Origin of the sequence: Stieleria marina (genome assembly GCA_007741555.1) — a bacterium.
GTDB lineage: Bacteria > Planctomycetota > Planctomycetia > Pirellulales > Pirellulaceae > K23-9.
Window position 1 is genome coordinate 4,767,603 of sequence record CP036526.1, and the last position, 23,250, is coordinate 4,790,852.

Here is a 23,250-nt window from a genome sequence, read left to right on the forward strand (position 1 = left end):
GCAGCCTGCGACCAGAGTTTACCACGCCATCATGCGAGCGTCGCGGTTGATTAGCCCCAGGACCTCGGCGCGCGATTTGGGATCATCGCGAAATGAACCGCGCATCGCACTGGTCAAACAAAGGCTGCCAGGCTTTCGTACTCCTCGCATCGTCATGCAGCTGTGTGTCGCTTCGCAAACCACCGCCACGCCGCGAGCCGACAAGCGGTCTTCGACCAAATCGGCAACGGTCTGCGTCAGCCGCTCTTGAACCTGAGGCTGGCGGGCGACTTCTTCGACGACACGAGCCAATTTGCTAAGCCCGACGACTTTGCCGCTGGGCAAGTACGCGATGTGAGCCTTGCCGGTGAACGGCAACAAGTGGTGCTCGCACATGCTGCAAAAACTAATGTCACGTACCAAAACGATTTCGTCGTAATCTTCCGTGAACACTTTGCTTAAGTGGCGACCCGCATCGCTTTTCAGCCCCGCAAACATCTCCGCGTACATTCTCGCCACGCGCGCAGGGGTTTCCAGCAAACCCTCCCTATCGGGGTCTTCACCGACCGCATCCAGGATCTCGCGAACGGCGGCTTCGATGCGACCCAAATCCACTGACGGATTGTGGGGCGCATTGCGATCAACGTGGATTGATGGTTCCGTTGAATCTGAACCGTTCTTTGAATCTTTTGCTCCCACGAGCCGATATTCCCAAAAAAGTAAGCGATGCGGCGAAAACACTGCCGCGAAGAGATTGTAACGCTGCTGGGGATCAAGCCCACCGGGCTTCTGATGGTGACAGGACGACGGGCGAGTGCTTGACCCTCTCTAAATTTCGATTTCGCTGTTGGTGCGTTCACAACGACATTATCGAGACAAATGCTTTGCCGAGAAAACCAGAGCGAACCCCCAGACGGTGAAAACTCCCGTCCACCATTTGGACAAATTACTAGCAGCGTCGAGATATTAGTTACCTGGCAAGCCGCACGGCCCAGACGCGATTTCTGGTTCAGGCCCCGCCGTCAGCGGGAAACGTAATGAACCGCGCGGGGACGGCATCTGTCAGCCAGACCCCGTTGGCCGATCGGAAGAATTGGATTCCCGATTGATTCATGCTTTCGGCATCGATGATCAAAATAACCGGCCTGCCGCGGCGGGACCCGACCTTTTCCGCGGTCAGCTGATCGGGCGAAAGGTGCACGTGATTGCGAGTCCGCTTGCGCAAACCCTGGCTGCGGATACTTTCCAGAAACTTCGCCACCGTGCCGTGAAAGAGAATCGCCGGCGGTTCCACGGGCTCCAGATTCAAATCAACTTCGGCCACCGAATGACCTTGGCTCGCGCGAATACGCTGTCCGTCCGCGCTGATCGCGAAACGCTTTTTGTCGCTGGTCGCGACCACTTCATCGATCAACTGCCGCGTCAGGGTTTCACCACGTGAATTAGCATTGTCAACCAGTTCTTCGATCACCAACCAGCCTTCGCTATCGAGCTGCAAGCCAATCGCTTCGGGGCGATGCCGTAACACGAGACTAAGAAACTTGCTTGTCTTGGTGAGTGACTTGTTCATGCTAACCGGTGTTCCGCGTGATTACTCCAGACGCATCATTTCGCTGGCGGCCTGGCGATCGGCACATTTGAGCGGAAAATTGTGTCCGAGAATTTCGTGATGCGTCCGCAGAGCTTTTCGCGGATCGTTGTTTTCATCACTCAAGTGAGCCAACAAAGCCCACTTCAATTTGGAAGGCAGCGCGGATTGCAAAAGGTACGCGGCGTCTTCGTTGGACAAGTGACCGTGCGGTCCGCGAATACGCTCTTTTAAAAACGCTGGATAGGGACCGTTTTCAAGCATGTCGATGTCATAGTTGCTTTCGATCAACACGGCATCAAGCGAAGCGATCGTGCGAGGCAGTTCTTTGAACACATGGCCAAGGTCGGTCAAGATCCCAAAGCGATGCTTGGAATCGTCGACTACAAACACCACGCCGTCGGCAGCATCGTGCGGCGTCGAAAGAGTTTCGACGCTCAAGTGGCCAAACCACAGCGTTTCGCCCGCGTTGAAGTGATGCACATCGTTGACCTTGCCGACTTTCATCCGAGTCGAAACGTAGTCAAACGTGGGGCGTGTCACAAAGAGCGGCAGCCCGAATTTGCGATGGAACACTCCCATGCAAGCTGTGTGGTCGCGGTGATCGTGCGAGATAATCAGGGCGTCGACGTCGCGAATGTCTTTGCCGTGCTCGGCCAAACGCTGTTCCGCCTGACGTCCGCTGATGCCAGCGTCAAACAACAGACGAACTCCGCCGGATTCGACGTAAACGCAGTTTCCGCTGCTTCCCGATTGCAATGCGATGACATCCATGGTGCGAGAGTCTATCGGCGCCGCTAAAATCTGCCCAGCACCGCGCCGAAAAAACAGCTTCATCGGATCCCCCCAAGTCGCACGCGGGCCGAAAGAACCGGAAACTCAATGGGTCCCTTTCAACCTCCGCAAGAAATCTCGCGCGACGAACTCTTATCCTCCGAGATGATCGCGTCGGCAAAACGGGGTGCTTCGCCAGGCACCTTGGCCAAAATGATCTTTTGGCGAAGACTCGGTTTGCTGTTAGCCGTGTTCTTTGTCATCTGGGGACCGATCAATTTAGGGGTCGCTTACTTAGAACAAAACGTCATCGACGAAGATGATTTTCAAACGTCGTGGCGAATCGAACGGCAAGCCAACCTGTGGTTGGGGATCATTTGCACCGGCGCCGCCGTGTCCGTCGTCGCTGCGACTTATGAAGGCAGAAGCCGCAGTTTTGCCGGTGCGATGGCGGACGGACTACGGCGTTGGCCCCAGCTGTGGACGACGTACTTTGTTTATGGAGTGGCGGTGGTCTTGGGATTTGTCGTGTTGATTTTTCCCGGTATCTACATCGCCGTGCGTGGTTTTTACGCCCTGACCATCGCGGCAGCCGAAGGAGTCCACGGCCCCACGGCGATCAATCGCAGTTTTGAGATCACGCGAGGCCGATTTTCCGAAACACTGGGCCGAGCCTTGATCGTTCTCGGCGTCTACGTGCTCGCTAGCATTTTGCTCGGAACGATTCTGTTGCCGCTGCTATTCGTCTTAGAATACGACAAGCTGCAGGAGTTCAACGGCGAGCTCTACTTTTATCCCCAGTGGATGTGGATCGTCGAAGGATTGCTGGCAAGCATTTTGCTGCTCGCCCAAGCTTTCGCCGCAGTTTACGTGTATTGCTGGTACCGGCACGCGGACGGAAGCGACATTGCAAGCAAAGAAATGTCGTCTTCAGCGCCTGCCGCTGGACGATTCGTGCCGCAAACTTCTGAAAACTGGTCGTGAAGAGTGAAGATGTAACGGTTGTCCGGTCGATACGGATTGTGAAGGTCGCTACAGCAACGCACTAGGCGAACGAGCGAACTCCCTTTCAAGGCAAAACGAGATGATCCGCAACTCGACGAATCGACGATTGAAGACCACGACAGCTGCTTGCTTGGCGGCTGCAGTCTGTGTTTGCATGTCCACTGGATGCCAAAGCACAATCAACGGTCAAACCCTACCAAGTCCGTACTACTTGCAGGACGACGTTCAGTATTTCCCATCAGGACCTGAATTCAAACTGCCTCGTGAAGCCGCAGCTCTGCGTGCTGCTCGCGCACAAGAAAAGCTTGACCGCCGCTAAGCCGATCAAGCTTTTGTGTCCTTCGGTTCGCCGGCGATCTTTGCAAAGCCAAAGACCCCGTCTGCTGCGCTCTATTCGTCGCCAGCTCGCAGCGAACCGGTCAGTACTGGGTCGTAGTCACAGAACTCAGCGGCATCAAAGTACAGATCTAATTCGCGTTGGGCCGCTTCGGGACCATCGCTGGCGTGAACCAAATTCATCTGCTGACTACCGCTGTAGTCGCCCCGGATCGTGCCCGGCGCTGCTTTCAATCCGCTGGTAGCCCCCAACATATTGCGTACCACTGCGATCGCTTGCAGTCCATCGATCGCCATGGCCACGATCGGTGCCGAAGTGATGAATTCTTCCAAGCCCGGGTAGAACGGTCGTTCGACGTGTTCGGCATAGTGTTTCTTGGAAAGCTCCGGCGTAACACGCAACATCTTCATCGCGACGATGTTCAAGCCCTTGGACTCGAATCGCGAAATCACATCGCCAATCAATCGCCGCTGGATCGTGTCGGGCTTTAGTAGAACGAGCGTTCTTTGCATTGAATCCGATGCCATGCTTTTTACTGAAACTCCTGGCTCTAACTCCAAACGCGGTCGCGTTGAGTGAGCCGAATCGCGGAATGTGATTGGTTCGTCGACGATACGGGTAGCCGACACAAAACGAAAAGATGCCCGGACAGTTCATGTCTGGAGGCGGAATCGTAAATTAGCAGACTGCGACTAGCAAGACGCAGGCGGCCAGGAACCATGCTTTCGTGCGCGATTGCCGCGCCGCCGCGTTTGCATGGGACGAGAAACGCTGACTGTTGTTAGACGACATTCAATTGACGACAAACAACGCGTTGATCGCGACGCGCCCAGTCGTCTACTCGGGCTGAGTGATGAACATCGACCGTGGCGGCGTGTTTCGGGGAGCCTGCAAATCGAACGCCTGCTCCGGAGAAAGGCTGGCCTGCTGCTGAGGAAGACCGGTCTGCTGCTGTGGAAGACCGGCCTGACCGTAGGCGGCCGGCTGGTTTGGCGGCGAAATGCTCCGGTAAGCCGCAGCAGAAGACGCGGGCCTGGTGCTGGGCAGCCTGTTGTTGGGCAAACTAGCACTCTCAAACAACAACGAATCGTCGTCAAGCAACAAGTCGTCATCGTCGCCTGGCGTGGCCGCCGGAATTCCCCCCGGAAGTGAAACGGGGGATGCCCCATCGGGCGAAGCATACGGGTTGCTGCTAATCGGCTTTTCCGTCCAACCGTTGGGCAGCCCATCAGCGGGCGAATGACTAGCGTCCAATGGTCCAAGCTCCGTCGGCATCCTAAGCAGATCCGTGTCCGCGTCGGTGTTTGGATCTGGATTGGGCGATGGGATTGCTTCGGGCAACAAACTGGAACCCGTTTCGTCGGCCTCCTGCGAAGTAGATTTTGGCGGCGGCAATACCTGCATCGATTCTAGTGCCGATCCATCCGAATCAGCTTCGTCGACCGTCGATCCCAACGGTGGCAAAGCGAGTGATGCGTCGGTCGGCGATGTCTCCTCACCACCAAGCGAATCGGCTTCGTCCACCGTCGAACCCAGTTCCGGAAGCCTCAGCGGTCCATCCGCAGGCACTGCCGAACGCGCGTCCGAAGGCGATGCGACGTTGTCGCCATTGGATTCGGCTTCGGTCGGCTGGGTTGGCCGCTTGGGCTGAGCATACTGAGGCACTGACGGTTGCGGAGCCGGTGGTTGAGGAGCCACTTGCTGCTCAGTAGCCGGCGACATCGCACTATTTGGATTCCAGTTTGATGGCTGAGGCACCGATCGATAGGCTTCTGATTGAGAACCGGTGTACTGGGATCCGGGTCCGTACTGGGATCCGGCTCCGTACTGGGATCCAGCTTCATTTTGGGGCGCCGGCTGCGGATACCATTGCTGGCCATTAGCAGCACCTACAAACCCTGAATCGCAACCCACGCCATCACAATCCGCGGTGCTGCAGTTAGGCGAATCGCACGCCGATCGCGAATGCGAATCGGTGCGCGAAACATAAGTCTGTGACGGTTCGTAGTCCGCCATCGCGCTGCCAAAATCGTCGCAACCGATGCCGGCACATCCACCAGCATTGCCACGAAACTGTGCATCAAACTGGTCGTAGTAGCCACCGCTGCTGCAGCCGCCCGCTAGACCACATCCGCCGTCAAACTGTTTCGGGAAACTTCGCGGCGGCAGATCCGCTCCGGGACGCAGACCAGACGCGTTACAAGCGTGGTATCCATCGCCCCAGCCACAGCCAAGCGTTCGCCCCAAACGTTGCAGCGGTTCCAGCCCACCTGCGTGGACGTTGGCGGCAAAGGCCGTCGCAGTCAATGTGGCGATCAAACCGGCCAGCAGACGTCGTTTCGTTGGGATTTGGTAGGGCATGTTTAAACCGGTCGACTACTTAGTTAAAAAAATCGATGCACCAATGCTCTGCTGCCCAACACTGACAATCACGCTCAAGGCAATGTGCACTCGCCGTGGTTCACGCTTCTTTGGGCACGCAATTTCGCTATGTGCGGATTAATCGGCACGATTGACCGATGCGCACGGTTCCGCAGTGCCGGTTCAATCGAATTGTGCGAACTGTCGAGGTGGTTGTGCCGGTTATTCCGGTCGGCGAAACCCGGGACGCCCAGAAAGTGCCCTGCCCGTGGCCGCCGCCGCAATCCTGCGATAAACGCATGCTAGGTTTCACGCGTCCTGACTTGATTTGCCTAAACGCAAAGCTTGACTCAATTAGCATCATTTCTCTGGAAACCAACATTTCTCGGGCTTTGAAACTGCCACGCGGAAATGCCCTCCAGCTTGGCGGCAAACCCACATCAATCGGTTGTGAAACATGTCAAAACGAACACGAATCCTTGTCGACCCAACCGTCCAATGGTCGATCGCACGCCGCATCTTGATGCACTGGACGCTCTTGCTGGTTTGCCTCGTGTCCATCAGCATGATGGTTCGATTGATGATGAGCGTCGGCGAAAAGCCGTTCGGCGAAGCATTTATCAACGCCCTTTCGGCTCAAGCACCGCTGATGGCCGTAATGGTCATCTTGATGCCCGTTTTCTTGCGTGACACATTGAAGCTGAGCAATCGCTTCGCAGGTCCGATGTATCGCCTTCGCACCGTTCTGGAAGAAATGGCCAACGGCGGCGAAGGATCAAAGATCAAATTTCGCGTAGGCGATTTCTGGCAATCCACTGCAGGCGATTTCAACACGGTGCTGGACGAAGTCAATCGTCTCAAAAGTCGCAACGCCGAATTGGAAACCGAAGTCGCCGAACTCAGATCGACCGCGAGTGTGTAATTAACCCGCTGTGTGATTAGCCCGCTGCGTAACTAGGACACCAACAGGCCATCCAGCTTGCCCGGTCGGCAATGTCGTCTGCGTCACCGGCTGAAGTGCTCCGGCAACTGATTCCAAGCGAACGTGACATTCGTTCGCCAAAGCACATTGGTTCGCCAAAGCGACGACGCAACACCGCTTCTACGCGGTGGCATCGACTCCCGCTGGGTCGCCGATCGGGAGATATACCAAAAAACGGCCCATTTCAGCGGCTTGCTCGTCTACGCATCGGCTCGCCCAGCCGTCATAATAGAGGCCGGATCGTGTCACTTAGTGAGACACCGATTCGTTCCTTAACAAACTATGACGAGTAATCTGATATGTCGCGTCACGCTGATACTGTTTTGAAATCGACCCTGCTCGGTCGCGTTACCTGTCTGATCGCTGCTGGCTTAGTGAGTGTTTCGATCGGTGCATCGCCGCTCGTGGCGCAAGAAACGATCGTGGACGAACCTGCGACCGACAATGCGACTGAGGCGCCAGCCGAAAAAGCGCCGCCGCCGATCGCGTCGGGTGAAAAAACCAAAATGGATCCCGGCCAAGCGGATCTGGACGAAGCCGTCATCGCACGGATTGATGCCAAGTCTCGCAAGCAGATCGAATCGGTCGCGACGCTGCTGGAGTCGGCGTTGGCAAAAGGCCTGAGCGAAGAAAACACCGCGTTCGCCAAAAAGATGCTCGGCTCTGTCTTACTTCAACGCAGCCAAAGTATCGCTGGCGAAATGATGCGATCCCGCGGACGGGCCGCCGCCAAACTTCGCGACGAAGCATTGATTTCGCTCGAAGACGCCGTTAAGAACGACGACACGTTGATCGAAGCGTATTTGTTGATCGCCCGGTTCAACATGTTGCCCGGTGGCAATCGCGACGAAGTGCTCAAGGCCGCCACCAAAGCCATCGGCCTGCTGGAAGATCGCCCGACCGAACAGAGTGCGGCATACCTGCTGCGTGCCAGCACTTATGACGACGATCAAAACGACTTGCGCATGGAAGACTTGAATGCGGCAATCAAAACCAATGCCGATAACCTAGAAGCACTGCAACTGCGAGCCGCCCTTCGGCTCAGCGAACAAGACGTCGATGGTGCGATCGAAGATTTGGAAAAAGTACTGGCCAAAGATCCGACGAATCAACAAGTCGCCCAGACAGCGGTGCAACAGTTGGTCGAAAAAAATCGCGTCGAAGAAGCTTTGGATCTGATCACCAAAACGTTGGAGGCCAAGCCCAACGAAGGTCTGCTGCGAATGCGAGGAATCCTTTACCGGATGAAAGGCAAGGACGCAGAAGCCGAAGCTGACTTTAACAAAGCGCTTGCGATGCAGCCGCGCGACCCAATGTCGCTACTGCAACGAGCCGAGATTGCTCTTTCCCGCAAAGACATCAAATCAGCCAAAGCCGATCTTAAAACCGCAACCAAAATGGCTCCTGGACTGGAGCAAGTCGACCAAGCCATCTACGTGCGTTGCTTGATCGCGATCGAAGAAGGCAGGATGGCCGATGCGATTCGTGACATGAAAATTCTGGTTTCAAAAGACCCAGCCAATTCGATGCGTCAAATGCAGTTGGCCAACTTGTACATGGCCGACGAACGCACTCGAAAAGCAATCGAAACGTTCACGCTGGTCATCGATCGCGAACCCAACAACGCCGCCGCCCTGCGATTGCGGGGAGACGCCTTGCTTGCGATCGGCGATCACAAAGAAGCCATTGCGGATTTTGAGCGTGCCTTGAAGATCAACGAAAAATCGGGAGACGTCACCGACCGCGAATTGTCCGGTGTACTGAACAACCTGGCTTGGGTGCTGGCGACTTCGCCCAATGACGACGCCCGCAATGGTAAACGTGCCGTTGAATTGGCCGAACGAGCGGTCGAACGTGCCAAGCAAGCCAAAGAAGATGCCGGCCCCGATGCAGACATCAAAATCTATTCGTACGCTCACGTGCTCAGTACTCTCGCAGCTGCTTACGCCGAAGCCGGCGACATGGAGAAAGCCATTGAGTGGAGTACCAAGTCGGTCGAAATGGGCGAGGAAGAAGACCACGAACAGGTCGAACAACTCCGCAAAGAACTTGAAAGCTACCAAGCCGGCAAACCGTGGCGAGAAAAACAGGAAACCGAAGAGAACGACGTGCCGATCATCTCGGCCGACGATCTGATTGACACCTGATCCCTCCACGATCGGACTCAAACGTCCGACGATGACGAAAAGTAAGTGAATGCCGGTCGCAATTCAGAAGTTGCCTCTCGCGGCGACTATACTTCTACGATCCTGCAACAACTCAGACGCGACGCTCGATTTGTCCCATACAGCCTCCAGCACAGACGACTTGTATTTGGGCATCGACGTCGGTGGGACGGATGTAAAGATCGGCCTGGTCAATGCAGGCGGAACGTTGATCGATTCGCACCGGACACCGACGCCGGAACTGGGTTCCCCCGAACGCGTCTTTGCGTTTGCCATCGACTACGCCGACAAACAACTGAGCAAGCTGGGTTTACAATCTGAACAGCTAAAAGCCGTAGGTCTGGCTGTCCCCGGCGTTCTGGACACAGAGCAGTACGTACTCCGCGAAGTCGTGAATTTGCCCGGCTGGCTGGGCGTCAAATTGCTCGACACACTCTGCGCCGCATCGCAGCTACCATCCGCCGTGGTCAACGATGCCAATTCAGCAGCCTATGCCGAACACTCGCTGCGCAAGCTCGATCGACAATCACTTGCCCTGGTAACTCTGGGCACCGGCATTGGTTCGGGCGTCGTGATCGCCGGCAACCCTCACGGCGGTGACCACGGATGTGCTGGCGAACTGGGCCACATCGCCGTCGACTTTGGCCCTGACGCGATCAAATGCACGTGCGGCAGCAGCGGCCACTTAGAATCTTACGCTGGTGCACGTGGCGTTGTCGCACGACTACGCAAAGCAATCGAATTGATCGACCAAGAATCGTTGCCGAAAAGCCTAATGGGCAAGACCATCACACCACGCGACATCGCTAGTGCTGCCGAATCCGGCCACGCAATCAGCCGCAATGTCATTATCGACACGGGCCGTTTCGTCGGCCGAGCCATCGGGATGATTGGGCAAGTCGCTGATCCGGCCGTCGTGCTGCTCGGTGGTGCGATGACGTTTGGCGGCGACGACACCGAAGTTGGACGCCAGTTTATTCAAGCGGTTCGCGACAGCGTGACCGCCACCACACTGGTACAAGTTGGCGGAAACATCAAAATCGAATTCGCAACTCTTGGAAACAACGCTGGCATGCTAGGTGCAGCGATGGTCGCGAAGCAGACTGTCTCTTAACGTCAAAACACACATCCGCAATGCAAACCGAACATCCTAACGAGAGACTTCCAACCCGAATCTTCTCGCGCGCGTCGCAGGCCAGTGCTGTGGCCGCTCGTGAGATCGCGGATTTGATCCGCTGGAAAGCTGGCGAAGGAAAACGATGCGTGATCGGGTTGGCAACGGGTTCGTCCCCCGTTGGCATCTACGACGAATTGGTACGCATGCACCGCGAAGAGGGACTTTCGTTTCAGAACGTGGTGACGTTTTCCTTAGACGAATATTTTCCGATGCAGCCTGACGAACTGCAAAGCTATGTGCGGTTCGTGCACGAACATTTGATCGACCATGTCGACATCGACCCTGCCAACGTTCACATCCCCGATGGATCGTTGCCCAAAGCCGAAGTGCAACGCTATTGCCAACAATACGAACAACAGATCATCGACGCGGGCGGCATCGACATCCAGATTCTTGGCATCAGCAAAACCGGGCACATCGGTTGCAATGAACCGGGATCCGAACGAACCAGTCGCACGCGGATGATCACACTCGACCGTGTCACACGGATCGATGCCGCCAGCGATTTTTTCGGTGCCGAAAACGTCCCGCGCCATGCCATCACCATGGGCGTCGCGACGATCTTGGAAGCGCGACGCATTTTGCTGCTAGCGTTTGGCGAAGGCAAAGCGACGATCATCGCCAGCACGGTCGAAAAACCCGCAATGCCATCAGTGCCTGCATCGTTCTTGCAACATCATCCCAACGTCGAAGTTCTGTTGGATGAAGCGGCCGCGACGGGACTGACGCGAGTTCATTCGCCGTGGCTTTCCGGAGAAATCACTTGGGACGAAGAAGCCACGCGGCGAGCCGTGATCGCTTTAGCAATGGAAGTCGGCAAGCCGCTGCTGAAATTGACCGAAGCGGACTACAACGAATTGGGCCTGCAAGATCTGCTGGCTAGTCACGGCAGCGCGTACGACATCAACCTGCAAGTGTTCCGGCACTTGCAGTCAACGATTATCGGTTGGCCGGGCGGAAAGCCCGAGCACAAGAAAAAGGTAGGTGATCGCCCGGGACACCGCGATGACATTTTCCCCAAACGCATTCTGTGTTTTTCCCCGCATCCTGACGACGACGTCATTTCGATGGGCGGCACACTGATCCGCTTGGTCGACCAGGGGCACGACGTTCACATCGCCTATCAAACGTCCGGCAACATCGCCGTCTTTGATGATGATGCATTGCGATTTGCCGAATTCGCTGCCGATTTCTGCCGCGAATTTGACCTTCACGCCGACGGTCTCGATCGAATCGAAGAGCACGTCGACGAGTTCCTCCGAAACAAACGCAGCGGCCAAATCGATAGCGAAGAAATTCAGCGAATCAAAGGCCTGATCCGCCGCGGTGAAGCACGCGAAGGAGCACGGTGCTGCGGAGTGCCCGACGACAATCTGCATTTCTTGAATCTGCCTTTCTACCAAACCGGCCGCGTTACCAAATCGCCGTTGGGTGAAGACGACATTCAAATCACGATCGATCTTCTTCGCGAAATTCGCCCTCATCAGATTTATGCCGCCGGCGATCTTTCCGATCCGCACGGCACGCATCGAACCTGCTTGAGCGCGATCCTGCAGGCCTGCGTCCGCTGCCAAGACGACGACTGGTACAAAGATTCGTTGGTTTGGTTGTACCGCGGAGCCTGGCAAGAATGGGCGCCCGAACAGATCGAAATGGCAGTCCCGCTTAGCCCCAAAGAAGTCGAACGGAAACGGACGGCGATTTTCAAACACGAATCGCAAAAAGACCGTGCGTTGTTTCCGGGCACCGACATACGCGAATTCTGGCAACGCGCCGAAGCTCGCAACGCCGACACGGCACGACGCTACGACGCGTTGGGGTTAGCTGAATACGAAGCGATTGAAGGGTTTGTCAGCTGGGATGGCAAGTCAGGCTTAGAACTTTAGCCTCCACCGAACAAGCCCGCCGCTGACTGTCCTACATCGTCCGCCGCCGGACAGCGTCTACATCGTCCGCCGGACAGCGTCTACATCGTCCGCCGGACAGCGTCTACATCGTCCGCCGGACAGCGTCTACATCGTCCGCCGGACAGCGAAGTGCATCAGTTCGGTGGCGTTGGAAATCTGCAGCTTCGATTTGATTCGCTCGCGAAACGAATCGATCGTCTTGGGGCTGACGTGCATTTCTTTGGCAATGCTCTTGGTGTCCTTCCCCGTCCCGATCATTTCTAGAACTTGCAACTCTCGATCGCTCAAACGTTCGACACCGTCTGCTTCGTTGGGACTGCCAATGTTTTGAAGCATCCGTGATGTCATCTTGGGACTCAGATAGATCTGATCATTGACAATCAGACGCACCGCATCGATCAAGGTTTCTACCGGTTCGGATTTGCCGATAAATCCGTGCGCGCCAGCTTTCAGACATCGGTTGGCATAGACCGTTTCGTCTTGCATCGACGAAACCAAAATCTTGGTATTGATGTGCTTCTTCTTGACGTCACGCACCAAATCCAGCCCTTGCCCATCGGTCAACACCAAATCAACCACTGCGACATCGGGCACCTCGAACTGCAGTTTATCCATCGTTTCAGCAACCGAGGTAGCAGTCCAGGCGACATTCAAATCGCTTTCTTCCCGGATCGCTTCCGCCAAACCACGCCGAATAAGCGGGTGGTCGTCCACCACAGCCACACTAACACCCATCAACCTCTCCTAGATAAGCCTTGTACCACTGATCGACAGCGATTTTCCGTACTGAATAGCAACATTGATTGTAGGGGATTTTCCCGCACAAAAAACAGTTGGACTCCCACATCGACTCATAGGCAAAATTGACGATCTTTCCCACATCGATGTATGGCTTGCCCGGTAATGCCCCACCGAGCAAGCCACGATTTCCCTCGACAGATATGCCCATCTGCCGAGGGTTTTTTTATGCTTTCACTCAACCTCCGCTCAAGACGGGGCGCGGCCGACAACGTAAAGAGGGGATGTGCCGCTTGGTCAAGTACGGCCCTACACAGCACAGCTGTACCAGATGTCTACGGGGCAATGATGTCGACAACACAATATCGAAGGCGGACGGAAGGCTTGCTCAAACCTCGCAGGGGAAGACGTCGCCTAGGTCGTCAGAGTGGCTGAGCAGCCAGCCCAGTAAGCCAGCCAGCTCAACAGACCCCCAACTTAAAACCTTGGACTCGATCGCAAGAGTCGCAAACGCGGCCAAATTGGCGTCCTGGAGCAACAGAGGCAAACGGCCGCGAAGCCATCGCTATGATGATTTATCGGCTAATTTTACCAGCCGCTCGATCGATTGCTTGATGTCCGCAATGGTCTCATTGCGGATTCGTCCAGGCAATCGCTCTTTTTCGAGCAGCATGACGCCCAGACGAATCGCATGCACTTCGTTTCGTAAATCGTGCAAATCTTCGCGACTTAGACAAACACCGCCGGCAGCATCGGTTTGTGACATATCGATATGATCCATCGTAAATCGTTCCTATCAGCCTGAACAAATCGCTGGTAGCTAAGCTGCCAAGTTTAGTGAACATACGACCATATATCCAAGTGCTTTTTTCTGAAACCGACTGATTTTCAGTCAGCCACAAACCTACCCACACCCGGACCAACCCTCAACGGGGGGGATAGAAGGGAGGCGCAGCAATCACGTTTGCGGCCATTTCGCCGATTTTCAACCGTGAAACTTATTTTCACGTTCGGCCTAAGGCGCGTCCGGCTCAGTCGTTCTTACACCGCAGGGACGAATACCTCTTCTCGCAAACGAATTGAATGGACAACCCAAACCACATCGATCCGTGGCTCAGCGATGTCTTTCGGGAGTTTGAACTTCCGTTGATGGGCTACGCCACGCAGTTGCTGGGCAACCCGGATCGGGCCAGTGATGTGGTTCAAGACACGTTTGTTCGATTGTGTCGGCAAGAGCGAAGCGATGTCCAGCACTGCGTGCGACCGTGGCTGTACCGCGTCTGTCGCAATCGAGCTCTCGATGTCCTGAAAAAGGAAAAGCGAATGAAAACGCTTGATGAACAGACCGCGGCCACCGAGGTCAGCCGCGAAGTGGACCCGCAACAAGCGGCTCAAAGCCGTGATTCGTCAGCCAAGGCAAAAGGCTTGATCGAACAACTACCTGCACGACAGCAGGAGATCATCCGCCTGAAGATCCAAGGTGGTTTGAGCTACCGCGAGATCAGCGACCTGACCGGACTGAGTGTTAGCAACGTCGGCTACTTGCTCAGCACTGCTTTAGCGTCCGTCCGCACGCGGCTGGCGGCAACCAACTGAAACGCTGCCTGAGATCCCCAACAAAACAAGCGTGAATCACGCACCCAACGAAGGATACGATTCGATGAATAATTCATCCGACAATCTTACAAACGACGAACAGCTTCACGCTCGCGCCACCACCTACGTTTTCGGCGAATTGTCCGCAGAAGAAAACGTTGCGTTTGAAGCAAAACTGTCCCAGTCGGCGACACTCCGATCACTGGTCACTTCGATCCGCGAGACGGTCGACGCATTGGAAACAGAGTTTGCCAACGAAGTGATACCGCTAAGTGACTCCAATCGCCAACAAGTCGCAACGGCAATCGCTGCTAACCAATCGCCGAACATCCAGGCAGCGAATGAAACGAAAGTTGACGTCAGCCAGCCGGCTCGCCGCATCAGATGGATGACGGTTTTGGTGATCGCAGCCAGCGTTCTATTGGCGGTCGGACTAATCTGGCCCAAGGCAAATCACTTAGCAACGCAGGTGATGACCAGTACGATCGAACAGCACAAAACGCCGCCTAACTCATCACCGCCCAACGAGCTTTCACTCGAAGTGTACGACCAAGTGCTTGCCGAAACCGGCCAGCCAGTTGCCGCAGCTGCCGACATTACAGCCGGCACATCGCCCGAAGCTCAAGTCGAGTTTGTCCCGGAACTAGGGCAAGTCATTCTGCGTGGCAAAAAACAAGATGTGGAACGTGTCGAAGCGATGATCGCGGACAAAGAACGGACGACACGATTTTACGATCGATCCGGAGCCGGTGCCAAACGAGAAGCCTCTTCTGCGGCCAAGCCATTCTTTAAAGACTCCGGAACAGACACGCTTGACGCGTCGATCGCCGGCCCGCCCTACGCTGCGAGAATCTCATCCGCTGAGAAATCGAAATCGTTATCCAAGAACCTCAATTCGGCAAAAACGATCCCGGCTCCCAGTAGTACCCAACGCTCAAAGCCACAGCAAATCGCACGCGGAACAATCCTGGCGAACAGTGGCAGCGGCGGAATGGGAGGAGGCGGTTCTAGCGAACGACGCGGCGTAGCAGGCCCTGCCTCAGGTGGCACCGCAGCGCCCCGTTTCGAATTAAACGCATCGCCCGGAAAAATTCGTCGCCTAAACAGCCAGCGCATTAGCGGCAGGGCGTCGGAGAGCAAAGATTTTGGGATGGAGATGGAGATGGGAATGGATATGGGAATGGATATGCTGATGAGCGACGACTTCAGCATTGCAGCAGATGCCCCAATGGCTCCCGCTAACGCCACTGTTGCTAACCGAGAACATTTGTTGCGAAGGCGTTCTAATTTGGACGCCAAAGCCAAACTCAATCTCCCGGGCTTTACCGAAGAATCTTTGGTCCAAGATCGATTCGCAGCGATCAACGACACCCCTTTTCGGTCTGTCGCCAGCGCTCCGCTTTCGACGTTCTCGATCGATGTCGACACGGCTGCTTATTCCAAAGTCCGCATGTATTTGATGCAGCATCAACAACTGCCTTCGCCCGATGCTGTGCGGATTGAAGAGCTAGTCAACTACTTCAAGTACAACTACGCCGAACCCACCGGCGCGCATCCGTTTGCCGCCGCCATGGAAATCGCCAGTTGCCCTTGGAACGCGAATCATCGCCTGGCTCGCGTTGGCATCAAGGGCAAATCGATTGACGACAAACGCCCGCCCAGTAACTTGGTTTTCTTACTCGATGTATCCGGATCGATGAACCAACCCAACAAGCTGCCATTGGTGCTGCAGGGCATGAAAATGCTAGTCAGCCGGCTGGGCGAAAACGACTCCGTCGCCATCGTTGTGTACGCCGGAGCAGCTGGATTGGTCCTGGATTCGACCACGGGCGATCACACCAAAACAATCATCGATTCACTCGAACAACTGCATGCTGGCGGTTCAACTGCCGGAGCTCAAGGCATTCAGCTTGCCTACCAAGTCGCTCGCGATCACTTCATCCCCGGCGGGACCAACCGCGTGATCCTTTGCACCGACGGCGATTTTAATGTCGGCGTGACCGGCACGGACGCGTTGGTCAAACTGGCTGCGGAGAACGCCAAAGGAAACATCTTTTTGACCATGCTGGGTTTTGGCAGCGGAAACCATAACGACGCGATGATGGAAGAGGTCAGCAACAAAACCAACGGCAACTACGCGTTTATCGATACCCAAGCCGAAGCAGCCAAGGTTTTGGTGGATCAGATGCAGGGCACGCTGGTGACGATCGCCAAGGATGTGAAAGTCCAAATCGAATTCAATCCCACCCAAGTCGCGTCTTACCGTTTGATCGGTTACGAAAACCGCATCTTAGCGGCCGATGATTTTGCCAACGACAAAAAGGACGCGGGCGAAATCGGCGCGGGGCATACCGTAACGGCCTTGTACGAATTGGTTCCTGTCGGTGACGACAAAACGGATTCCAATGGCGATCAAGCCACCCACCCCAAGGGTCTTCGTTATCAAAAGAAGCTTGCCCCGACCGAACAGGCCCACAGTGGTGAGCTCTTGATTTTGAAACTTCGCTACAAACAGCCCACCGGCACCAAGAGCACGTTGTTGGAGTTTCCTGTCAAAGACAGCGGCAAAGGATTTGACGAAGCGGACCAAGATTTTCAGTTTGCATCGTCGGTCGCCGCGTTCGGAATGTTGTTGCGAAACTCGCCGCACAGCGGCGACGCCAATTTTGATTCGGTCGAAGAGCTGGCAACCGCGGGAGCCAAGAATGATCAGACCGGTTACCGAACCGAGTTTGTCGAACTGGTCCGGCAAGCAAAACGCCTGGCGAAGTAACCGTTGACTGCGGCCCGAGCCAGACAACCACGTTTGACACCCACGTCCGGCAATAGAGCCAGACTACGACGTCCATCGCACGCCATAAAACGCAGCTGCACGCTGCGACGCGTGTTTTGTCGGGTGGATCACTGAATAAACAACGATTCACGGTGACCTGCTGACAGCCGCGAAACGCTTGCTTTCTGAGTCCGCAACGACGTGATCTTTTGCCAGCAAACACTGGTAATCTTTGACGATATTGCAGATTCTCGGCTTTTTGCCGCTTTGAAGGGCAAACAAGCTAAGCCCCAGCCGTCGTTCCGTCCGATACTACCGTCACAACCCGAATTATTGGTCATCCGACGCGAAGATTTTCAAGCAGACTTGCTTCTGAATCCCGAGTCAATTTCCAGCAACGACGGCACTCGAACATCTGTTTGCTGGGGGACCTAGTGAGCGGCGAACTCGGGCGAGTGAACGCGGCAGTCGTGACGAGTGTCACGGCAACAACTGCATCCAAAGAAACGCAACTCCATGCAAGATGGTGGAAACATGTCGGTACGGAAGCTGACTGCAGGTCTTTTGACTGCCTTAGCATTGCTAGGTGGTTTTGGGACGGTCCAGGCAAATGACTTATTAACAATCGCCGATCCGTTCGAGTTCGATCCTGATTTTCGTTGGTTTGAACCAACGTATCAGTTGGACCTCGAAGATATGAAACCCAAACAGCGTGCTCACTACGGCTGGTTTGGGACATACGATCGTATGGCGTTATTCACGTCCAGACCAGAACTGGACGACCCAGACACGGCCGAAAACAAACTCGACGGTGGCTGGGGCCATCGCTACGAAGTTGGTTTCATGAGCGACTCTGGCGACAAGGGTTGGACGTTCAACTGGACTCGTCACAGCGTCGGCAAGTACATCACCAATGCTCGCGAACGCGTCAATCGTTTGGACTTGGACGAACTCGCCGGCACTCCGGCCAACCCCGATCCGATCTTCGGGTTCACGACTCCACAAGGCGATGGAAACACACGAGGCTATAACACTCGTACGTATTTCATCCAGGACAGTGAAAACGTACTGAACTACAACGCATACGAGCTCAATCGCACTTGGCGAATGGAAGCCTACCACTACGGTGGCATCCTCGAACCGATGTTGGGCTTGCGATACATGAAAGTCAGTGACATCAACACGGTTCAGAACTACCGATCATCAATCGATCCGATCGCTCCATTCTTGGACTTCGGCGATGCTGCTGAGGAGTTGGTGACTGACAACACAACCACTGACAACGATATCCTGGCCGGACAGTTTGGCTTTCGATACACCAAGCATGCCTTGGGTAGCAGCGGTGGTCCGAACCGATTCACCTTTATCGGCGACTTCCGTGTCTTTACCGGAGCTAGCTTGCAGTGCTCCACCAGTTATCAAGACACCGAGATCACGATCTACGACGGTGCAACTGCTGGCGACGAAGTGACCAATGTTCTGAATCGTCAAGCCACTCCAACGTATGCTCGCAACGAAGAGTTTACGATCGGGTTTGATGCTCGAGCACAACTGTCTTATCAGTTGACCAAAGCGATCAGTCTTCGTGGCGGTGTGCAGGTCATCGACATTGCCACGGGTGTCTGGCGTGGTGGTCCCGAGCTGGGCACGCATGTTGTCGACGGCCGAACCGAACGCAATCGGCTCGAAGGTGGCGACCGCGATCAAGATGTCGTGATGGCAGGATTCACATTCGGCTTGTCGCTCAACCACTAGAGAGCATCGCCCGAGGGAACCAATTATCAAACGAAAAACGGTCGCTGGAAACAGCGACCGTTTTTGTTGTTTTATTCAAAGAGATTTTTAATCTAGCTCTTCGCTTCGGAAATATCGCGAAGCTCGTCCAGTTCAACGCTCAATCGATGGCGTAATGGGCTTTCGGGGCGGAGCTCATCGTCAAGCAGCTCTTCTGCTTTCTCGAATGTCTCCGCGTTAGCGTTCGGATCACTCATCAAATTTCGGAACATCTTTTCGACAGTAGCTTCAGTGAGCAAGGCAATCTCCTTTGCGAGAGCAAGTATGAATTCGTGTGGTCGGATGCACCAGCCGCGCTGCATCATTATTCGCCAAACCCACAGCGAAATTTCATACCTCTATTCTAAAGCCACCCTATGCCGTCGCAAGGCCTTACCGAGCGCTAAATCAAAAGCTTCCCCGTTAAGTCAGCCAAGATTCTGCTTGGCATTCGCCCGCAGCGCGACACAACAGCCACTTGGTGAGCCGTGCTAATTCAGCGATTCGACGCCAAACTTGGTTGGGTCGATCTTCTGACGTGCTCGAGGTTCCGACTTCGACTCGCTCTGCATTTCGTGCCAATGGGACACAGATTCTTCGCCGGGGCTCCAACAAAGATGCACGGGCCGGCGATTCATGATGGCTGGAAAATCCACACTGCCATCAATCGGGTGGTGGATTGACACACCAAGCGAAGTTAATTCGGCCACGCAACGTGCCAACGTCAATTCATCATCGGCCAACGACGCTCGCATATCCGTCAATTCATCACGGTAGTGAACGTCGTCGCTGATCGAATCAATCGAATCGACTCCAGCCAACTGATCCCGCTGCGCTTCGATCGACTCGTTCAACCGAGTAATGTCGACGACAATTCGACGAATCAAAGGCAGCATGCGTGTTGCTGCGCTAGGTGTAAATAATTTGACCGGTTCGATCGAAGCATCGTTCCCGTTATCAATCGCGTGCACCATCTAAAAATCTCTCCCACATTTTGTTGCTGCTCAGCTAACCAAGATACCGCATCGAGCACCTGTCCGCCGCATTGACTCAGATCGTGTCCATTCTAGCCCCGTGGCTAGCCGAACCAACCTCTTTATTCTACGGGCATCCACGCGATACGGTTCCCGGCCGGTCGCCAATGTCGCTGATAAGACGCATGCCATCGACGCAAAATTCCCTCGCAAATCCGATCGATTGCGGCTTAAGACCGCGAAATCGTCCCTCCAAACAGCCATCGACGATGGAAAAACCTTCGACCGAAATCCACAAATAGCACCTCCCAGCAAAGCGGTTGCACCAGAATCGCTTCAGCACGCCGATCAACGACTTTCCAAAACCACATAAAAAAACAGCCGACGCAATGTCGACTGTTAGGTGAAACTCGGGACTCGGAGCGTCAAACGCTATTCGCCGTCATGAGAAGTATTACTACGCAGCAAATAGTTCGCGGTGTCCGTCTGAGCGTCGCGACACACTTCGCTGAGCAACGCTTCCAATGACGGCGCTTGAATTGGTGTCGCCACAGCCGATCTGTTGGCGGTGGAATCGATTGGCTGTTTCTTCGCATCGTCGACGGTTGGCTGCGTCAATTCGATCGTCTTTTGCATCTTCAAAATCCTTGCCTGTATCTAACGCTAACTTTCTTGTTGCAGACCAAAGCCCACAGTCGTTTTACAAAAACAGGGGTCGCGAACGAGGAACCGTGTAAACCGTTCTGGCATAATTCGGCCGCGACCCCAAAAATCACTCTGGGGTGAAAAAACCCGGCCCCATCGGAAAAAAAATAAACGTTCCCGAATACCCCCAATTGGCCGTTAGATACAGAAGCGAGGAGAACGAGTGCGAACCGCACTGCTTTTCAAGAAAAGTTTTCGAGTTGGCACGAAACTCCCATGAGGCGGCTTAACGGGAATTCATTCCACCTAACGCTGCATCGAAATCGACCACGACCGTCCATTTTGCAACGCGCATCGAATTGATCCGTAAGGATGGAATCCACCCGCACCGATTCTTTCAACGGTACGGTTCTCTTTCAACGGTACGGTTCGCCCCAGCGAAGCTAACGGTACAAACACACAGTAGTGCCGCATCGCCGACGGGCGGATTTGATCCAAGCGAAAGTGCGTCACCGCACGCCGGTCGACTCGGTCATTTCGAACGCCGCGAAAACGTACCAGCAACAAAGCTGGCAAACCTGCGTGCGAATCCGACGCGATGTTTCTCGCCCAGTCTTCGTAGCGGCAATCACAACTCCTTTTCGCCGGTCCCAAGTTGCGGTCAATGTTGGCGTCGCCATTATCGCAAACAGAATCTCTTTGGGTCTTCTGCGTCGTGGTGCTATAACGCCGACTCTCGCAGGGCTATAATTTGTGAGTAATCTTCATGGATGTCAGGGCGTCATCCGTCGCGTTTTCTTTTCTTCTGCTCAACAGTGAAGCCCGGCTCATGCCTGTTCAAATGCAACTCGCTCGAATCATCATTTCCGAGTTGACCGACAACCAAGTCATCTACCTGCAAGAAGTCGACGGGGAACGCGAGTTTCCAATTTTGATCGGCATCTTTGAAGCGACCAATATCGATCGCCGTGTCAAAGAAGACTACAAACCCCCGCGTCCGTTGACACACGACTTGGTGGTACGCATTGCCGAAGCACTCGGGGCGACGGTCGAAAGCGTGATCATCAGTGACCTGAGCGAGCACACTTATTTTGCTCACCTCTGTCTTCGCACATCCGATGGCGAATTGATCGAAATCGACTCGCGCCCCAGCGATGCCATCGCAGTCGCCGTCACTTTCTCGCCGCCACTGCCGATCTATGTCAACGAACATGTCCTGGATGAAGCGACGTCCAAGTTGATTTGACCTGCCGAAACTCAGTGACATTTGTAAATGTCCCGATACAGCGACTTCTCCCCAGCACGTCGACAACCAAACGTCGGCGCGACAACGTTGTAGATCGATTGTCTCGTATCGATTGCACTCTCTCGATTGCCTTCTATCGATTTCCCGGCGATTCGTCTCCAAACGCCCTTCTCCATTAGATCTCACCAACGATGCAAACGATCACGGATCCGGATGTCGCTCGCGATTGGGTTTTTCAGCAGCGAGCAGCCGGCAAAACGGTTGGGCTGGTTCCGACGATGGGCGCATTGCATGACGGTCACCTTTCACTGGTGCAAACCAGTCGCAAGCAATGCGATGCCACGATAGCGACGATTTTCATCAATCCGACGCAGTTCGCGCCGACGGAAGACTTGGACAAGTATCCCCGCACGTTGAAAGAAGACTGCGAACGGTTGGCCGGCGAATCTGTCGATGCGGTGTTCGTGCCGGAAACCAAAGCGATGTACACGGATCACTTCAGTACGTACGTCGATCCGCCCCAAGTCGCGCATTCGCTGGAAGGTGTCTGCCGACCGGAGCATTTCCGCGGCGTTGCAACGATCGTTTTGAAACTCTTTCAGATCGCTCCCGCTACGCATGCGTTCTTTGGCCAAAAAGACTATCAGCAGCTGCAAGTCATCCGTGCGATGGTGCGAGACTTGAACGTGGGAATTCAAATCGTTGCCGGCGAAACGATTCGCGAACCGGACGGTTTGGCGATGAGTAGCCGCAATCGCTACTTAAGTGTTGATGATCGCCGCCGCGCATTGCTGATCTCTCGGTCGCTTCAGTTGGCAACCGACCTCTATCACACAGGCGAAAAGCGAGCCGCTGTTCTGCAGGACGCCATGCAGCAACACCTGCTGGGACGGCCAGCCGACCGAAGCGAAGCGACTCCTCTGAGCGTCGACAAGATTGACTACGCCGTGGTCGTCGATGCCGAAACGCTTCAGGAGATCGACACCATCAACCAAACTGCCGTGGCGTTGATCGCCACAATGGTTGGGAACACAAGATTGATCGACAATCGATTGATCGTCGTCTAATCGGCTCATCCTTCCAGACGGCCAATTCTGCAGACGAACGCGACCAACGCGCTGCCGACGCACACCTAGAAAGTGCAGCGGTGCAAAATGCACAGGCCGGGCGACTTGCGCAGCACCTGTGTGTCGACGGTGTCTTCAGAGCCGATTTCCGCTATTATTGTCG

21 protein-coding genes are annotated in these 23,250 nt (G+C 54.9%); 11 read left to right on the top strand and 10 right to left on the bottom strand.

What is annotated here, in order from left to right:
• Nucleotides 1-18: 18 nt before the first annotated feature.
• The 3 genes from folE to K239x_RS16920 all read right to left on the bottom strand — a co-directional run bounded on the left by folE (nucleotide 19) and on the right by K239x_RS16920 (nucleotide 2,341).
• On the bottom strand, nucleotides 19-678 hold the full coding sequence (folE, locus tag K239x_RS16910) for a GTP cyclohydrolase I FolE (protein ID WP_419189071.1): 660 nt from the start codon (nucleotides 676-678) through the stop codon (nucleotides 19-21).
• Between the two features lie 310 nt (nucleotides 679-988).
• Entirely contained in the window at nucleotides 989-1,549 is a 561-nt protein-coding gene (locus K239x_RS16915; protein WP_145419407.1) for an RNA 2'-phosphotransferase, read from the bottom strand.
• A 21-nt stretch (nucleotides 1,550-1,570) separates the two neighbouring features.
• Nucleotides 1,571-2,341 carry an MBL fold metallo-hydrolase gene (locus K239x_RS16920; RefSeq protein ID WP_419189072.1) on the bottom strand — a complete coding sequence of 257 codons (771 nt, stop codon included), beginning with the start codon at nucleotides 2,339-2,341 and terminating at the stop codon, nucleotides 1,571-1,573.
• Between the two features lie 108 nt (nucleotides 2,342-2,449).
• Here K239x_RS16920 and K239x_RS16925 point away from each other — a divergent pair, with 108 nt between their 5' ends.
• Both K239x_RS16925 and K239x_RS16930 read left to right on the top strand, forming a co-directional pair.
• Nucleotides 2,450-3,325, top strand: a complete 876-nt coding sequence (locus K239x_RS16925) for a hypothetical protein (RefSeq protein WP_145419409.1) — start codon at nucleotides 2,450-2,452, stop codon at nucleotides 3,323-3,325.
• A 100-nt stretch (nucleotides 3,326-3,425) separates the two neighbouring features.
• Nucleotides 3,426-3,665 (top strand): hypothetical protein, encoded by a 240-nt coding sequence (locus tag K239x_RS16930; protein ID WP_145419410.1) that lies wholly within the window; start codon nucleotides 3,426-3,428, stop codon nucleotides 3,663-3,665.
• 71 nt (nucleotides 3,666-3,736) lie between these two features.
• On the opposite strand, the gene ndk is transcribed toward K239x_RS16930, so the two are convergent.
• A complete protein-coding gene (gene ndk, locus K239x_RS16935; RefSeq protein WP_145422409.1) occupies nucleotides 3,737-4,195 on the bottom strand; it encodes a nucleoside-diphosphate kinase in 459 nt (152 codons plus the stop codon).
• A 325-nt stretch (nucleotides 4,196-4,520) separates the two neighbouring features.
• The gene (locus tag K239x_RS16940) at nucleotides 4,521-6,044 is read right to left on the bottom strand and encodes a hypothetical protein (protein WP_145419411.1); all 1,524 of its coding nucleotides are present in this window, start codon (nucleotides 6,042-6,044) and stop codon (nucleotides 4,521-4,523) included.
• A gap of 457 nt (nucleotides 6,045-6,501) precedes the next feature.
• Here K239x_RS16940 and K239x_RS16945 point away from each other — a divergent pair, with 457 nt between their 5' ends.
• The 4 genes from K239x_RS16945 to nagB all read left to right on the top strand — a co-directional run bounded on the left by K239x_RS16945 (nucleotide 6,502) and on the right by nagB (nucleotide 12,254).
• Nucleotides 6,502-6,966 (top strand): hypothetical protein, encoded by a 465-nt coding sequence (locus K239x_RS16945; RefSeq protein ID WP_145419412.1) that lies wholly within the window; start codon nucleotides 6,502-6,504, stop codon nucleotides 6,964-6,966.
• 359 nt (nucleotides 6,967-7,325) lie between these two features.
• Nucleotides 7,326-9,173 carry a tetratricopeptide repeat protein gene (locus tag K239x_RS16950; protein WP_145419413.1) on the top strand — a complete coding sequence of 616 codons (1,848 nt, stop codon included), beginning with the start codon at nucleotides 7,326-7,328 and terminating at the stop codon, nucleotides 9,171-9,173.
• 130 nt (nucleotides 9,174-9,303) lie between these two features.
• Nucleotides 9,304-10,305: an ROK family protein gene (locus K239x_RS16955; RefSeq protein ID WP_419189073.1), complete on the top strand. Its 1,002-nt coding sequence runs from the start codon at nucleotides 9,304-9,306 to the stop codon at nucleotides 10,303-10,305.
• Nucleotides 10,306-10,325: 20 nt separating this feature from the next.
• Nucleotides 10,326-12,254, top strand: coding sequence for a glucosamine-6-phosphate deaminase (gene nagB, locus K239x_RS16960; RefSeq protein ID WP_145419415.1), 1,929 nt, complete (start codon nucleotides 10,326-10,328; stop codon nucleotides 12,252-12,254).
• 126 nt (nucleotides 12,255-12,380) lie between these two features.
• On the opposite strand, the gene K239x_RS16965 is transcribed toward nagB, so the two are convergent.
• Nucleotides 12,381-13,010: a response regulator gene (locus tag K239x_RS16965; protein ID WP_145419416.1), complete on the bottom strand. Its 630-nt coding sequence runs from the start codon at nucleotides 13,008-13,010 to the stop codon at nucleotides 12,381-12,383.
• A 568-nt stretch (nucleotides 13,011-13,578) separates the two neighbouring features.
• Complete coding sequence (locus tag K239x_RS16970) at nucleotides 13,579-13,794, bottom strand: hypothetical protein (protein ID WP_145419417.1); 216 nt, start codon at nucleotides 13,792-13,794, stop codon at nucleotides 13,579-13,581.
• A gap of 302 nt (nucleotides 13,795-14,096) precedes the next feature.
• Here K239x_RS16970 and K239x_RS16975 point away from each other — a divergent pair, with 302 nt between their 5' ends.
• From K239x_RS16975 to K239x_RS16985, 3 genes are all read left to right on the top strand, one after another.
• Nucleotides 14,097-14,609 carry an RNA polymerase sigma factor gene (locus tag K239x_RS16975; protein ID WP_145419418.1) on the top strand — a complete coding sequence of 171 codons (513 nt, stop codon included), beginning with the start codon at nucleotides 14,097-14,099 and terminating at the stop codon, nucleotides 14,607-14,609.
• Between the two features lie 64 nt (nucleotides 14,610-14,673).
• Complete coding sequence (locus K239x_RS16980; protein WP_419189074.1) at nucleotides 14,674-17,382, top strand: VWA domain-containing protein; 2,709 nt, start codon at nucleotides 14,674-14,676, stop codon at nucleotides 17,380-17,382.
• Between the two features lie 516 nt (nucleotides 17,383-17,898).
• Nucleotides 17,899-19,137 (top strand): hypothetical protein, encoded by a 1,239-nt coding sequence (locus tag K239x_RS16985; protein WP_145419419.1) that lies wholly within the window; start codon nucleotides 17,899-17,901, stop codon nucleotides 19,135-19,137.
• 92 nt (nucleotides 19,138-19,229) lie between these two features.
• Here K239x_RS16985 and K239x_RS16990 read toward each other — a convergent pair whose 3' ends face one another.
• The 3 genes from K239x_RS16990 to K239x_RS17000 all read right to left on the bottom strand — a co-directional run bounded on the left by K239x_RS16990 (nucleotide 19,230) and on the right by K239x_RS17000 (nucleotide 20,765).
• Complete coding sequence (locus K239x_RS16990) at nucleotides 19,230-19,415, bottom strand: hypothetical protein (protein WP_145419420.1); 186 nt, start codon at nucleotides 19,413-19,415, stop codon at nucleotides 19,230-19,232.
• 231 nt (nucleotides 19,416-19,646) lie between these two features.
• Nucleotides 19,647-20,129, bottom strand: coding sequence for a DUF2203 domain-containing protein (locus K239x_RS16995; protein WP_145419421.1), 483 nt, complete (start codon nucleotides 20,127-20,129; stop codon nucleotides 19,647-19,649).
• A 432-nt stretch (nucleotides 20,130-20,561) separates the two neighbouring features.
• Nucleotides 20,562-20,765: a hypothetical protein gene (locus tag K239x_RS17000; RefSeq protein ID WP_145419422.1), complete on the bottom strand. Its 204-nt coding sequence runs from the start codon at nucleotides 20,763-20,765 to the stop codon at nucleotides 20,562-20,564.
• A gap of 838 nt (nucleotides 20,766-21,603) precedes the next feature.
• Here K239x_RS17000 and K239x_RS17005 point away from each other — a divergent pair.
• Both K239x_RS17005 and panC read left to right on the top strand, forming a co-directional pair.
• Nucleotides 21,604-22,020 carry a bifunctional nuclease family protein gene (locus K239x_RS17005; protein WP_145419423.1) on the top strand — a complete coding sequence of 139 codons (417 nt, stop codon included), beginning with the start codon at nucleotides 21,604-21,606 and terminating at the stop codon, nucleotides 22,018-22,020.
• 191 nt (nucleotides 22,021-22,211) lie between these two features.
• Nucleotides 22,212-23,087, top strand: coding sequence for a pantoate--beta-alanine ligase (panC, locus tag K239x_RS17010; RefSeq protein WP_145419424.1), 876 nt, complete (start codon nucleotides 22,212-22,214; stop codon nucleotides 23,085-23,087).
• Nucleotides 23,088-23,250 lie beyond the last annotated feature (163 nt).